This is a genomic window from Parabacteroides sp. PFB2-10 (genome assembly GCF_029893085.1).
GTDB lineage: Bacteria > Bacteroidota > Bacteroidia > Bacteroidales > Tannerellaceae > QVMG01.
In genome coordinates this window covers 119,748-132,920 of record NZ_JARXWI010000009.1, presented here as the reverse complement: position 1 = coordinate 132,920, position 13,173 = coordinate 119,748, and the positions used below count along the sequence as shown (strand labels likewise).

General features: G+C 48.2%; 14 protein-coding genes. 4 read left to right on the top strand and 10 right to left on the bottom strand.

Translation table 11 applies throughout. From position 1 onward, the window contains the following. From M2137_RS10075 to M2137_RS10065, 3 genes are read left to right on the top strand one after another with little or no spacing between them, the layout of a single operon-like run. Positions 1-768 carry a Rossmann-like and DUF2520 domain-containing protein gene (locus M2137_RS10075; RefSeq protein WP_280766309.1) on the top strand — a complete coding sequence of 256 codons (768 nt, stop codon included), beginning with the start codon at positions 1-3 and terminating at the stop codon, positions 766-768. Beyond that, a complete protein-coding gene (locus M2137_RS10070) occupies positions 761-1,282 on the top strand; it encodes an HAD-IIIA family hydrolase (RefSeq protein WP_280766308.1) in 522 nt (173 codons plus the stop codon). Before M2137_RS10075 ends, M2137_RS10070 begins: the two co-directional genes overlap by 8 nt. Positions 1,283-1,300: 18 nt before the next feature. Then, positions 1,301-1,891, top strand: coding sequence for a Maf-like protein (locus M2137_RS10065; protein WP_280766307.1), 591 nt, complete (start codon positions 1,301-1,303; stop codon positions 1,889-1,891). An 11-nt stretch (positions 1,892-1,902) separates the two neighbouring features. Here the strand turns inward: M2137_RS10065 and M2137_RS10060 are convergent, their stop codons facing one another. The 10 genes from M2137_RS10060 to M2137_RS10015 form a co-directional block, all read right to left on the bottom strand. Next, entirely contained in the window at positions 1,903-3,216 is a 1,314-nt protein-coding gene (locus M2137_RS10060) for an FtsX-like permease family protein (protein ID WP_280766306.1), read from the bottom strand. A 1-nt stretch (position 3,217) separates the two neighbouring features. Further along, complete coding sequence (locus M2137_RS10055) at positions 3,218-4,528, bottom strand: ABC transporter permease (protein ID WP_280766305.1); 1,311 nt, start codon at positions 4,526-4,528, stop codon at positions 3,218-3,220. A gap of 75 nt (positions 4,529-4,603) precedes the next feature. After that, positions 4,604-5,269 carry an ABC transporter ATP-binding protein gene (locus tag M2137_RS10050; protein ID WP_280766304.1) on the bottom strand — a complete coding sequence of 222 codons (666 nt, stop codon included), beginning with the start codon at positions 5,267-5,269 and terminating at the stop codon, positions 4,604-4,606. 26 nt (positions 5,270-5,295) lie between these two features. Next, positions 5,296-6,561: a multidrug ABC transporter substrate-binding protein gene (locus M2137_RS10045; RefSeq protein WP_280766303.1), complete on the bottom strand. Its 1,266-nt coding sequence runs from the start codon at positions 6,559-6,561 to the stop codon at positions 5,296-5,298. 39 nt (positions 6,562-6,600) lie between these two features. Beyond that, on the bottom strand, positions 6,601-7,857 hold the full coding sequence (locus tag M2137_RS10040; RefSeq protein WP_280766302.1) for an ABC transporter permease: 1,257 nt from the start codon (positions 7,855-7,857) through the stop codon (positions 6,601-6,603). 29 nt (positions 7,858-7,886) lie between these two features. Next, positions 7,887-9,131, bottom strand: coding sequence for an efflux RND transporter periplasmic adaptor subunit (locus tag M2137_RS10035; RefSeq protein ID WP_280766301.1), 1,245 nt, complete (start codon positions 9,129-9,131; stop codon positions 7,887-7,889). A 187-nt stretch (positions 9,132-9,318) separates the two neighbouring features. Continuing rightward, a complete protein-coding gene (locus M2137_RS10030) occupies positions 9,319-9,807 on the bottom strand; it encodes an RNA polymerase sigma-70 factor (protein WP_280766300.1) in 489 nt (162 codons plus the stop codon). 398 nt (positions 9,808-10,205) lie between these two features. Next, positions 10,206-10,586: a diacylglycerol kinase family protein gene (locus M2137_RS10025; protein WP_280766299.1), complete on the bottom strand. Its 381-nt coding sequence runs from the start codon at positions 10,584-10,586 to the stop codon at positions 10,206-10,208. Positions 10,587-10,604: 18 nt separating this feature from the next. Continuing rightward, entirely contained in the window at positions 10,605-11,720 is a 1,116-nt protein-coding gene (gene pdxB / locus M2137_RS10020; RefSeq protein ID WP_280766298.1) for a 4-phosphoerythronate dehydrogenase PdxB, read from the bottom strand. Between the two features lie 65 nt (positions 11,721-11,785). Then, positions 11,786-12,148, bottom strand: a complete 363-nt coding sequence (locus M2137_RS10015; protein ID WP_280766297.1) for a hypothetical protein — start codon at positions 12,146-12,148, stop codon at positions 11,786-11,788. Positions 12,149-12,323: 175 nt separating this feature from the next. Between M2137_RS10015 and M2137_RS10010 the strand changes: the two genes are divergently transcribed. Further along, the gene (locus tag M2137_RS10010) at positions 12,324-13,166 is read left to right on the top strand and encodes a hypothetical protein (RefSeq protein ID WP_280766296.1); all 843 of its coding nucleotides are present in this window, start codon (positions 12,324-12,326) and stop codon (positions 13,164-13,166) included. Positions 13,167-13,173 lie beyond the last annotated feature (7 nt).

The following is a 13,173-nucleotide window of genomic DNA, read 5'->3' as shown; positions in this document are numbered from 1 at the left end:
ATGAAGATTGTATGTATAGGTTCAGGCAATCTGGCCACCCGTCTTTCGTTGGAAATGCATCGGGTAGGCATGACCATCAGCCAGGTGTATAGCCCCACGCCGGAGCATGCCGCCGCCTTGGCCGAGCGGTTAAACGCTGCCTGGACATCTTCCCTCGCGGAGGTGGAGGAGGATGCGGATGTATATCTCTTTTCCGTTCGCGACGCTGTATTGGAAGAGGTCTTGAAAGCCATGAAACCAAACGGCGGGCTTTGGCTGCATACGGCAGGCAGTGTGCCGATGGATATATTTACCCCTTACACAAAACGCTACGGGGTGTTCTATCCATTGCAGACATTCAGCAAAGGAAAAGCGGTCTCTTTCGATCAGATTCCCATCCTGTTGGAAGCCGCCCGGGAGGAAGACGGACGTTTCCTGCAGAACCTGGCCGGAGCCCTTTCCGGACATGTCGAATTTCTCTCTTCCGAAAAGCGGAAAACGGTGCATCTGGCTGCCGTGTTTGCCTGCAATTTCACCAATCACATGTACACACTTGCTGCCAAAATACTCGAGGAAGAAGGAATCTCCTACAAACTGCTTCTTCCGTTGATTGAAGAGACGGCCGCTAAGATCGAAAATATGCCGCCGCTGTTGGCACAGACCGGACCGGCAGTGCGTTACGATGAAAACATCATGGAAAAACAGATAAACCAGCTGAAAGAGGATGCTATGAAAGAGATATACCGCTTGCTCAGCCGGAACATACATAAAGAATCGACACATGAGTAGTATCAACTTTGATTTGAAAAAGATAAAAGGCTTTGTCTTCGATGTCGACGGAGTCTTGTCATCGGATATCGTTCCTTTACATCCCAATGGGGATCCTATGCGTACGGTGAATATAAAAGATGGCTATGCCATGCAACTGGCTGTCAAAAAAGGCTATGTTGTTGGCATCATTACCGGCGGATATACCGATTCGGTGCGCATTCGTTTCGAGCGTTTGGGCATTGAATACATCTATATGCGTAGCGCTGTCAAAAGTGTCGACTTTGAGGATCTGCTCCAAAAGACCGGTGTTTCGCCCGAAGAACTGGTGTATGTGGGCGATGATATTCCGGACTACGAGGTGATGAGCCGGGTGGGTTTGCCTGTTTGTCCTTCGGATGCGGCTCCGGAAATTAAGGCAGTCGCAAAGTATATCTCCCCGCGTAAGGGTGGGGAAGGGGTCGCCCGTGATATTATTGAGCAGACGATGAAAGCACAGGGTGTGTGGATGTGTGACGAAGCCTTCGGATGGTAGACGTTTTAATAAAGATTAATGATGACAGTACTTCCCAACCTTCGTAAATACAAAATCATATTAGCCTCCAATTCTCCCCGCCGCAAAGAATTATTGGGTGGACTGAACCTGGATTTTGAGGTTCGTATCATTCCCGATATCGACGAGTCGTACCCGGAAGAGATGCCTGTCGAAGCCATTGCCGGGTATGTTGCCCAAAAGAAGGCGGAGGCCTATCTCCCCACATTGGCGGGTGATGAACTGTTGATCACGGCAGACACCATTGTTTCCCTCGGAGGCAGTATCCTGGGCAAGCCGGCAGACAGGGAGGATGCGATCCGTATGTTAGGTGAACTCTCCGGTCGTCAGCACGAGGTGATAACAGGCGTCTGCGTCTACACTCGCGAAAAACAACTGACTTTTTCTGTCACTTCCACCGTCCGTTTCGGTACCCTGACCGAAGAAGAGATCACCTATTACGTCGACAACTACCGCCCTTACGATAAAGCCGGTGCCTACGGCATACAAGAATGGATTGGCTATATTGCCGTCGAAGCGATCCAGGGCTCCTTCTATAATGTGATGGGACTGCCTATACAACGGTTGTATCAGGAGTTGAAAGGGTTTTAAAACTTTTGATGCTACTCATCCCGTAACGCATCCACGGGTGTTATCCTGCTTGCCGAACGGGCGGGATACCATACGGCCAGAATGACCATCACGGCAAGTATCAACCAGGTTATCAGATTTGTCAACAGGAAACGCAAAAACGTATGATCCGGCAGGTAATTGCCATACGACGGAATATCTGCCATCAACGTATTCGTCATACCCATAAAAACAAATTGAACTTCAATGATCATTGCCGGCACCATCACCAATAGAAGCAACAGCAGCCCTTCCTGAATAAAGAGTCTTCGTATACTGACAGTATCTGCACCCAAAGCACGGCGTATGCCAACTTCTTCCTTGCGGGCATTGACACGATACCAAAAAGTACCCAACAGGCAAAGGGTCATGTTCACCAGGAAAAAGATCATCATGGCAGTACGCATGCGTATCTCGTTGGTCATGCCGTATTCATACTCCGTATCTTTCTCTATCTTGGGGAAATACAGGATGTCTTCCAGATAATAATTGCCCAGTTGCAACCGGCTATTCATCTCCTTCTTAAATGCAGGAATAAAACGGGAGGCCGGTGTCTTTCCGTTCGTCCGGAAACCGATCGTGACCGAGTGATAGTTTATTTCATTGATCCGCTCGGGTATAAACATCACGCTATAGGGACGTAGATAGTCGAAACGTTTTATATCATCCAGTATGCCGATCACCTTATATTCTTTTCGGAGATCCGGATAAAACCGGTTTTCATGCACTTCGATCATCTTACCGATAGCCGATTGGCCGGGGAATAATTGCTTTTCCATCATACGAGTGATCAGGATGTTTTCCGGATCATTCCAGTCATAGTTATTCATCGATACAGCCGTTTTCCCATCCCCGGAAATATGACGGAACACCTGAAAGTAATCTTCTTCGGGTACAAAACGGATAAACTGGATATCGGCTACCCGACTATTATCTTCCCGGTTTCTGTATTTCACTCCGGTATTGATATCCCTTCCGGGAAAAGAAGACGCTTCGATGGCCAAAGCCACCGATTCCACGTCGGGATGTTCCCTGAGGCGCTGAACGATCCGCCGTAAATTAGCAATCGCCGCATCGGGTGTATCTTCCTGTTCGCTGTACTCCGTTTGATTCGCAGTATACTCCGCCAGCTCCAGCTTATAGGTATGTTTCATATCCCGGTAGGAACGAATAGAGCGGTTATAATTCAATAAAAAGAAATAATCCACAATATACCAGAGCAGGCAAAAGACAAGTAATAATTCCAATGCGATCCAAAGGTTTTTCCGTTTCCGGTTCATCAGCTGTTTCCAAATATTCTTCAACATATTACTTGCTATTTAGAGAGTAAACAATTTCACGACGGGAAGCATGCCAGGCCGGAATAACCGTGGTCATCAGATTGAGAACCAGGCAAACACCGAGCGCAACAAGAAACACCGTATAATTCATCAGCATGCCGGGAGAGAGTAGAACATCCACCCCTTCGGGTATCACAGAATAAAACATCTGATTGATCCCCCAATGAAGGATCCAGTCGCGGAAGAAATAAACCAACAGATAGGAAGTCCCTAACCCCAGTAACCCACCCAGGATTGTGAAAAGCAGGTTTTCCATGATCAATTGCCACAACAAAGATCCTTTAGGTGCACCAAAAGCCCGGCGAACCCCTATTTCGGAGATCCTGCGTTCCATCTGCGACTCGGCCATGCCCGAAAGACTAATTGCCGGAATCAATAAAAGAACCAGAAAAATAAATGCATATTGCAGTAATAATTGTGTAAACTCCCCTTCTGTCTGCCCTCTTGAAAGCCGAAAGACTGACCGCCATTGTCTGTCTGGACCGTCTATACTGAACTTTAGTTCACCCAGGGAAGCATCATACCGGCTGACATTTGATTGTATCTCTTCTTTCAATTTATCGACCGCTTTCACCGAAGGAGCCAGCGCATAACCGGCAAAAGTACCCAGTGTCTGCCCGTCGTTATTTCCGCTCAGCGCCGCTCTGAAACCGGGACAAGCCGTATAGGGCATCCAAAGTTGGGCAAAAGTCTTATTCGCTAAATAAGAGACATCTTTTACCACGCCGCAGATCCGATAAGGAGTGAAGTTCAAGTGGATATACTTCCCGGTCACCTCTGTATTCCCAAACAACCGACGTGCCAGTGATTCCGTGATCACCACTGTTTGCATGGCCGACTCCATATCCGCTTCAGAGAAAGCTTTACCATGGATAAAAGAGAATGCGAACACTTTCCAGAACCCGGTATCGACATATTTCACCGTCACGGGTATCTGCGGCTCCTTATTCTCCGGTTGGATATAGTTTTTCCCTCTGCCCCGATACACTGCCGATACGGCTTCCGCCTGCTGCAAAGGATAGAGGCATTGACGTACCGTTTCTAACGAAAGCCCGTATTGCGACCGTGTACTATCTGGCCGTAATACCTTCCCTGTTTCCACGATAAGCAACCGGTTACGCCCGGTCTCCGGATAAATATTGGCTATCTTTATATAAAAAACAATAGCCAATACCATCACCAAGGCAATAGAGAAACCGGTAGCCAGGATATAAATCCCCGTATAAAAGCGGTTCTGTTTCAATAGCTGCCAGGCTTGTTTGAAATATACGATTATCATAATTGTTAATTATTAATTATTACAATACGGTTTCTGATCTTAATTAACCATTAACCATTAATAATTAACCATTAATTACTGCACCTGCCGTCCGTCGAAGAAGCGAATGGTGCGGCTGGTTTGTTTGGCTTGTTGCTCGTTGTGGGTTACCATCACGATGGTGCGGCCATCCTCTTTATTCAGTTTGTGGAGGATATCCATGACTTCGATACCCATCTTACTGTCGAGGTTACCGGTCGGTTCATCGGCGAGGATGATCTCAGGATTACCGATAATGGCACGGGCAATGGCTACGCGCTGACACTGTCCTCCGGATAGTTGTGTGGGGAAGTGACGCATACGATGGCTTAGGCCGACGCGTTCCAATACCGCCTGTGCTGCTTTCCGGCGTTCCGACGCGGAGACTTTGCGGTAGAGGAGGGGTAGTTCCACATTGTCGAGTACATTGAGGGAGTTGATTAGGTGGAAGCTCTGAAACACAAAGCCTAACTGCTCGTTACGGAAGGCAGCCTGTTGCTTGTCGTTCATCTGCATCGTGTTTATATCATTGATCTCTACGATTCCCCCTGAAGGCGTGTCCAACAGGCCGATGATATTCAGTAAGGTCGATTTGCCACATCCTGAAGGTCCCATAATGCTCAAAAACTCGCCCTTCTTTACTTCCAGGTTTACATTCTCCAACGCAACTGTTTCAATCTCTTTTGTACGGTAGATCTTTTCCAGGTTTGTCAATTTAATCATGATCTTGTATTTTAATTGTTTATTTATTATTCGTGACGTAACGCCTCTGCCGGAGGCAGAGAGGCTGCTTTTCGGGCAGGAATACGGATGCCCAGCCAGATAATGATGCCCAATAATAGGTAAGTCGCGAAGACTACCGGCAGAATGCGCTCCCAACTAATAGGAATGCGTCCGCTTTCAATGATATCGAGGAAAGCCATATTCCCGACAAATAACAGGATGAAAGGGAGGGTGAGGAGCAGTAGAGACAGACTCTCTAAGTTCATAAAGCGGGAAATACCACCTGGTGTAGACCCCATCGCTATCCGCAATCCGATCTCTCCCCGGCGATGCTGGGTGCGCAGCCAGAAGGTACCGATAATGCCAAAGAATACATTGACCAGCATAAAGCCCATCAGGGCTATTTTGGTACGGCTTTCATTTCGATAAGAGCGGATGATATCTTCTCGTTGTTGCGCAATGGAATAGGCTCCATACACATAGATATTATTGACCGTCAACCGTTCACCCATCGATTCGAGGAAGAGATACATCTCTTCCAGCGTCATGGCGCGTTTCATACGGAGGCAAACCTCCGCGCTGCTCGCGTTAAAACCCTTCACCATCAACTCCAGACGCGAGCCGACCATCACATCGAAGAAGCAGGGATCGCTTATGTCATAATCGGAGGCACGTATCGGTGTACTGACAGCAGCCACCAGGACCGAATTCCCTTGGAGGTTATTCCTTACTCGTTGTCCTTTGCCCTCTTTGCCTTCAAAGAAATGCTTCTCCATATCTTCCGAGATCACATAGCAGGGCTCTCCGGGCGGGAGTTGAGGCGTGATGGCATTGCCATGTTTGTCTTTCACGCGGAAGACATCGAAAAATTCCGGTGTCACCCGGCGTGTCTGATACGAGCGGGTACGAGCCGTGGCGGTATCTCCCTCCACCGGTTCGAGCGAGCTCCAGGAATTACCCCAGGAATAAGGATGGGAATAGAAAGAGGCGCATACATTTTCCACTTCCGTTTCGCGACGGATATTCTCCATCAGCGCGATCAGATCTTCTGTTTCGGTGGTGGTGCGCTCCTCTTCGCTGACGAACCCTGCCACGCTACTATTCAGGTCATAGAGCTTCAATCGCCAGCAATTCTCTGTATCATATCCCGTCGGTTGGTTGTAGACACGCATATCGATCCACAACATATCAGCTATATACCACAACACGGCGGCCACCATCAATAGTTCCATGAAGATCCAACCGTTTGAACGGCGTTGCTTCCAGATTATTTTTATTATTTGTTTGAACATCGTTTCTTTCTGATTAGGGTGATTTGACTCTTTTTTTGCTTATACCGTATCATCTCGTAAGGCATCTACTGTCGACAGGCGCGAAATGCGAACCGCCGGAATGATGGCGCTTAGCAGGTTTAATAATAATACAAACAACAGCGCAACAACAAAGGTAAATGGCTTGAACAACATACTGGTATTTAATGCCGGACTACTATCTAAGAGAAAACTGCGACAGAGATAGAGCAGTAGGAAAGAGAGGAAGAAACCTATCACGCCCCCGGTCAGGGTGGTGATCAGGTTCTCGTAAATGACCTGGTGGATGATTTTGCCGCCTGTTGCCCCAAAAGCCTTTCTGACGCCTACTTCGGCATGGCGTTGCTGCACCGACGATTGCGCTACTCCGGTCAGGTTAAATGCCGGTATCAGGATTAGGAAAAGCAGGATACCACCCGTACTAAGCATAAAATCCATGGCGTTTGCCTTCTTGAAACCATGGGAACCCATGGCTACGTCTAAGCGGGTGATCGGATTCTGGAGGAAATTGACCGTGTAATTCTTTTTTGTTTCGTTGTATTGTGCTGTTTTTTTGGTAAGCTCTTCCCGGATGGCGTTGAAATCTTTTTGTTTATGCGCCAGTATATTCACACGGAACACCCCGCTTATGCCTTCGTGTTTCGATGTCTGAAGCCCGCTCTCATCGGTGGTGTAGGGGATCCACATATGCGCGTAAGCGTCGGAGGCAGCCAGGCTGACATCGCGCACGACTCCACAGATGGTGAATGTCAGGAAGTCTGATATGATCGTTTCGCCGACCACAGCCGTTGTGCCGAAAAGATCCCGTGCCAGCTCTTCGCTGACGACGGCGGTGCGTATGCCCGACTGGAAATCAGCCTCTGTAAAAGGTTTTCCTTCGACGAAGCGAAAAGAGAATATCTTCCAGAAGGCTGGGTCGGTCAACGAAATGCTGTATTCTTTGTAGAGCCGTTTGCCCGGAAGAGAGACCGGGCGGAGCATTTTATTATATGCGCTAACGGCTTCCGGTGTCTGCAAGGCGTAGAAACACTCTTTGACCACCTCGACCGACATATATCCTCTATTGGTTTCATCCTGTGAAGCAGCCACTGTTCCGCTTACATACATCATCCGGTCGCGTTTATCTTCCGGTGGGAAATTGGCATAGCGGATCTGAAAAACCAATACAACGACCATGATCATCGCGATGGAAATGGCGCTCCCGATGATGGATATGGTGCTGACCAAAGGATTCTCTTTGCAGAGTTGAAAGGCTTGTTTGATATAGATCTTTAGCATGATAATTATGAATTATGAATGATGAATCATTATTTGATTTTCAGTTTGTTCTTATCCTTATAACTCGACATATCGGACACGACCACTTCGTCGCCCGGCTCGAGGCCGCTGATCACTTCGACATAGTCGTAGTTGCTGTCGCCCAGTATCACTTTGCGTTTGATAAGTTGTTCGCCGTTGATAACAAACAATTCATACTCGCCTTTGCCCGAATAATAACTGGAATTCGTTATCCGCATCACATCCTCTTTGATCGCGTTCATCACATAAATGTCCGTACGAAGGCCAGAGCGGAGACGCGGATGATTGCCCTCTTCCAGTTGCACAGAGAACGAGATCACCCCATTGCGCGAGAGGGGGGTTACATCACTCACGATGCCATTCATACGATCGTTTCCGATGCGTACCACCACCCGGCTGCCGGTAGAGATGCGGTCGCCATAGGAGTCGGCAATCTCCCCTTCGATCTTGAAATGCGAGAGGTCGGACACAATAGCCAGGCGGCTTCCCTGAGCTACCTGCGCCCCTATCTCGTTGTTGATATAGGTCAGGATCGCCTTCCGGGGAGAGCGCACCTGGGCATCTTCAAACGTACGCTTCATCTCTGCCAGGTTTTTCTGGAAGATGCTGTATTCCAATTGCTTTATCTTGAAGTCCGATTCGACCAAGGCTTTTTCGTTTTCATATTTCTGCTCGTCTTCCTGCAGTTGTAATTTGCTGACGTTGTAGTCGAGCTCCACCTGAAGCACTTTATCGGCTGTTCCGGCGCCCAACTCATCCAGGTAGCGCTCGTTGCGTAGTTCCACCTCTTTCCGGTCGAGTTTCATGCGGGAAACCTTCAACGCCATCTCCATTTCCGATAGTTTGCTGTGGTTGTTGAGGCGAAGCTGCTCTAATTGCAGGCGTTTCATCTCCTGTTCATCCAACAGTTTGTTGTAATCGTTTTCCACTGTCTGCAGATCGAGTTTCAGGATAGGGTCGCCCACATCGACAATATCACCGCCGCGTTTATAAACCTCCACGATACGAGAGTTGATGGGCGATGTGACGATCTCTTCAAATGCCGGAACCACTTTGCCCGAAGCGCTCGATGTGACCTCGATCAGGCCGATATCAACCTTTGATATCTGCAAGTCTTTTTTCTTTACGCCCGTTTGCATCACAGCGAATAATGCCCAAATAGCTACCACACCGACCGCCAGGAATATCCCGGCTTTTGTCAATTGTTTTATCAGCTCTTTGCGGCGAACTTCTTTTGGTATTTCTCTGTCCATACAGATATATGTTTTTGAATTGTTATCGCATTTGCCCCCTTATTAGCAAAGCACGTGCCAAAAATATAAACGTCTGATTAATAATACGAAAAGATAAAATGTCAATGTTCAAAAACGAACACTATGTACGGTTTTAAGAAGATGAATGCAAAAAAATGATTGCTCTATCCGGAGAATGCTTGTTTTGTTATGGGTGATATTCGCGGAGGGATTTGAGGGCTTTTGACATTTGGTTTTCAACGGTTTTGATGGAGATGTGCAGTTCGTCGGCTATCTCCTGGTATTTCAGGCCGTCGCGTTTGGAGAGGAGGAAGATGCGGCGGCGTTCGGTGGGCAGGTTATCGATGGCTTGCCAGAGGCGGGCATCGCGTTCGGCGCGCAGGATATCTTCGTCGGCAGTCGGGTCTTCCCGATCGGGCAGGGCATCGGCCGATTCGAGTTCGGGCGATTGCTGGAGGAGCGTCAGGCTGCGGTTGCGCACCGCCTGATAGAGATAAGCCTTCAGGTTCAGGATAGCCGCTCCTTCGGCATTCTTCTCCCAGACATCTGCAAACGCCTGTTGCACCATATCTTCCGCGTCTTCCATACGCTCCAAATAGCGCATGGCAAAAAGACATAACGGACGATACAGGGCTTTAAACTGCCGTTCGAATTCTATTACGCTTATTTTCCCCATTCCGGACTAAAACTATTCGATGACAAAGATAGTGAAAGCTGAGTGCAATCAAGCTTGCTTGAATTGCCGAAGCGCATCCTATCTTATGCAAAGATAGTGAAAGCTGAGCGCAATCAAGCTTGCTTAAACATGCTGATGTTTACAAATAGGAATCTCAAGGCATTTACTTTATCCGGAGGATACTTGTTTTTGTTATGCGGGAAAGCCGTTTTTTTAAGATTGTCAAAATGTCGATTGTAAGCAAAAAGCCCATTTTACTTACAAATCCATACGTTAAAAAGTGTTTCTCCCGGGAGTTTGTCTCTAAAGTCCCGCTTTTTTGCGCGCAAAGTCCCGCGGAAATTACAAATCGTAAGTTGGGGGTATGTGGAAAATGGGTCGACGGAGGCGATCAATACTTAGGAAATGCAGTCGATTAGTTTCGGAAGAAAAACAAGGAGTCCAATCACCGCGGCGGTGATAGCAGCGATCAGAACGGCCGCGGCTGCCAGGTCTTTAGCATGTTTAATATAGTTGTTTGGCTGCTCAGTGATCGCATCTCCCAGGCGCTCGATGGCAGAGTTGAAGGCTTCGGCAGCCAAGACGAACCCGATGGCGGCCACAACGGCCACCCACTCCCAGGCAGCTATACGAAAAAGAAAACCGGCGACGACCACGCAAACAGCCGCAAAAGCGTGTATCCAGCTGTTGGCTTCATGGGTAAACAAACGCTTAAGCCCTTGAAATGCATACTTAAAACCGGCGATGCGGCGGCGGAAGGTAAAACCGTTATTCTTCATTCGAGCTGTTTCTTATGGTTAAACAACAAACCTACGGAAACCTAAGGATTCCAGTAAGGCTGCTTCTTCTTTATTTGCCTGTTGAAAGGAATAGGCACAAAACTCCCGGGGATGGTCATAGTTGTTCCGGAACCATTCGAACTTTTCGGGCATTTCCCGGAGACGGGCATCCACCATCTGAGGGTTGAAAGCCGTGAAAATAGCATTTTCAATCCGGTTTTCGACGAAGTTATCCAGATCGATCACCGGCTGGGCTGGCGCTTCCGGCTTTACCTTGTCGAGAAAAGGCATTTCCAGATGAAAGAAACGGGCAATCTCTTCCAGACACATACGGGTGGCGTTCGCCTTTCCGTCGGCAGAAAATCCGGCAATATGGGGCGTGGCAATGGCTGTTTGTTGCAACAGTTCAAGCGAAATATGCGGTTCGTTTTCCCAGCAATCCAGGATAAGAGCGCCTATTTTTCCCTCTTCCTTACCCCATAGAATCGCAGAAGTATCAAATACGGCTCCGCGACTGCTATTGATCAATATCGGTTTGCGTTGTAACGATTCGATGAAAGTGCGATCGGCTAAGTGCCAAGAAGGGTGCGAACCGCCCTTTTCCAGCGGCGTATGAAAGGTGATGATATCGGCCTCCCGGGCTATCTCCGCCAACGAGACAAATCGGGCATCGCCCTCTTTCTCCGCCCGGGGCGGGTCACACAGGATTACCCGCATACCTAATGCCTCACAATGTTTCTGCACACGGCTGCCGACATGCCCGACACCTACGATACCTATCGTTTGCTTATTTAGTTGTTTGCCGGTTTGAAGAGCGAGAAGCATCAACGAGGCAACCACATATTCGGCTACCGATTCCGCATTACTACCCGGCGCATTCTTCCACACAATGCCGGCTTCTTCGCAGTAAGCCGTATCGATATGATCGAAACCAATGGTCGCCGTGGTGATCAGCTTCACCCGGCTGCCTTCGAGTATCTCGCGGGTGCAACGGTCAATGCTGCGCACTATCAGCGCATCAGCCTCCCGGATGGCTTCACGGGTAAACTGTCCGGCGGGGAGAAAGGTGACATCGCCCAACGGGTCGATGATCGTTTGAAGGAAAGGAATTGTATTATCGGCTACTATTTTCATGATCAGACGCGCTATTTATCTGCAAAAATAATAAAGCAATCTGCAATAGCCACACGCTTATCTGTTTATTTCACGACCACCTCCTGGCTGAGATGTTCCGTTTTGACGGTATATTCACCCCGGGAAATCGGAATGGCACTGAACGTACTGGTCGGCGTATGCTCCAGATGCAACGCGCCGGTAGAATCATAAATGTAAATGGTTTCTATCTGATTGGTCTCAATCATCAAAAGGCTATTCATGCTATATGCTTTCAGAAACGCCTCCGCGGGAGTAACACGGGTGCTATCGCCAGCCACAGAAGCCGACTCGATCACGACCGGTGCCATCTCTTTCACTAACTCATTTTTAGCTTCCGATCCGTCGCCCCATGCCCTGTTCACAGTCATGAAAAACAATACAACAATATAAACAGATAACCTTTTCATCTTTTTGCCTTAAAAACTAATAACTAACTAAAAATTAATACCTAAACACTAATACCTAACCTATAAATGCCTTGTATACCTAAAACAAATAATAGTGCTTTTTGTTGTGTGCAATAGGGGTGATTCACAATGTTTAACTACTTTTGCCTATGAATAATCTGAAAAAGGAAAAACGATGAAACAATTCACTTTCTATGCCTTACTCCTCTGTCTTGCGTTAAGCAGTTGCAACAAGAAAACAAAAGAGGCCGAGGCACGGCTTGAAGCGGCGCGTACTTATTACGAACAAAATGAATTTGCCGCTGCCAAAATTGAGATCGACAGCCTGCGTGTACTCTACCCGAAAGAGCTGAAAGTGCAGCGAGAGGGACTCACCCTGATGCGCTTAGTGGAGATCAAAGAGGCGGAAAGAAACATCGCCTTTTGCGACAGTGTGCTTCCTTTGCGGCAGGAGTTGCTTGCCACCCTGGAGAAAGAATTTGTATTTGAAAAGGATTCCGCTTACGACGAGGTGGGGAATTATATCTACCGCCAGCAAACGGTCGAGCGCAACCTGGAGCGTTGTTACATCCGTAGCGGCGTGAACGAGAAGGGCGATATCTACATCGCCAGCGTCTATTATGGAGCCAAGCCGATCAATCATACGGGTCTCACCCTAAGCCTCAACGACGGCACCTTTATTAAAACCGCCTCTATTGCTTACGACGGGGGCGTGAATTATCGTTTCGAGAACCTGGGCTTTACGACGGAAGTCGTTACCTACACCAACGAATTGGGGTTGGATGCGTTGCAATTCATCGCCGATCACGAAAAGGAACGTATCCGTGCCGAGTACACCGGTGGCAGCCCATACGTGATGTATCTACTCGATAACGACAAAAAAGCCATTGCCGCTTCCTATCGTTTCGGGCTTGTATTGAAGGATATTATCCGCATGACCGACGAGTGCAACAAGTCTGCCAAGCGTATCGAATACCTTCGGTCGCGCCTAAAGGCAGGGGAAAAAGCAGAGGAGTAAGGCGATC

Bases quoted from the DNA above. Each gene is read 5' to 3' on its own strand.
- M2137_RS10075 (WP_280766309.1), top strand. From the start codon at position 1: ATGAAGATTGTATGTATAGGTTCAGGCAATCTGGCCACCCGTCTTTCG.
- M2137_RS10070 (WP_280766308.1), top strand. From the start codon at position 761: ATGAGTAGTATCAACTTTGATTTGAAAAAGATAAAAGGCTTTGTCTTC.
- M2137_RS10065 (WP_280766307.1), top strand. From the start codon at position 1,301: ATGATGACAGTACTTCCCAACCTTCGTAAATACAAAATCATATTAGCC.
- M2137_RS10060 (WP_280766306.1), bottom strand. From the start codon at position 3,216: ATGTTGAAGAATATTTGGAAACAGCTGATGAACCGGAAACGGAAAAAC.
- M2137_RS10055 (WP_280766305.1), bottom strand. From the start codon at position 4,528: ATGATAATCGTATATTTCAAACAAGCCTGGCAGCTATTGAAACAGAAC.
- M2137_RS10050 (WP_280766304.1), bottom strand. From the start codon at position 5,269: ATGATTAAATTGACAAACCTGGAAAAGATCTACCGTACAAAAGAGATT.
- M2137_RS10045 (WP_280766303.1), bottom strand. From the start codon at position 6,561: ATGTTCAAACAAATAATAAAAATAATCTGGAAGCAACGCCGTTCAAAC.
- M2137_RS10040 (WP_280766302.1), bottom strand. From the start codon at position 7,857: ATGCTAAAGATCTATATCAAACAAGCCTTTCAACTCTGCAAAGAGAAT.
- M2137_RS10035 (WP_280766301.1), bottom strand. From the start codon at position 9,131: ATGGACAGAGAAATACCAAAAGAAGTTCGCCGCAAAGAGCTGATAAAA.
- M2137_RS10030 (WP_280766300.1), bottom strand. From the start codon at position 9,807: ATGGGGAAAATAAGCGTAATAGAATTCGAACGGCAGTTTAAAGCCCTG.
- M2137_RS10025 (WP_280766299.1), bottom strand. From the start codon at position 10,586: ATGAAGAATAACGGTTTTACCTTCCGCCGCCGCATCGCCGGTTTTAAG.
- pdxB (WP_280766298.1), bottom strand. From the start codon at position 11,720: ATGAAAATAGTAGCCGATAATACAATTCCTTTCCTTCAAACGATCATC.
- M2137_RS10015 (WP_280766297.1), bottom strand. From the start codon at position 12,148: ATGAAAAGGTTATCTGTTTATATTGTTGTATTGTTTTTCATGACTGTG.
- M2137_RS10010 (WP_280766296.1), top strand. From the start codon at position 12,324: ATGAAACAATTCACTTTCTATGCCTTACTCCTCTGTCTTGCGTTAAGC.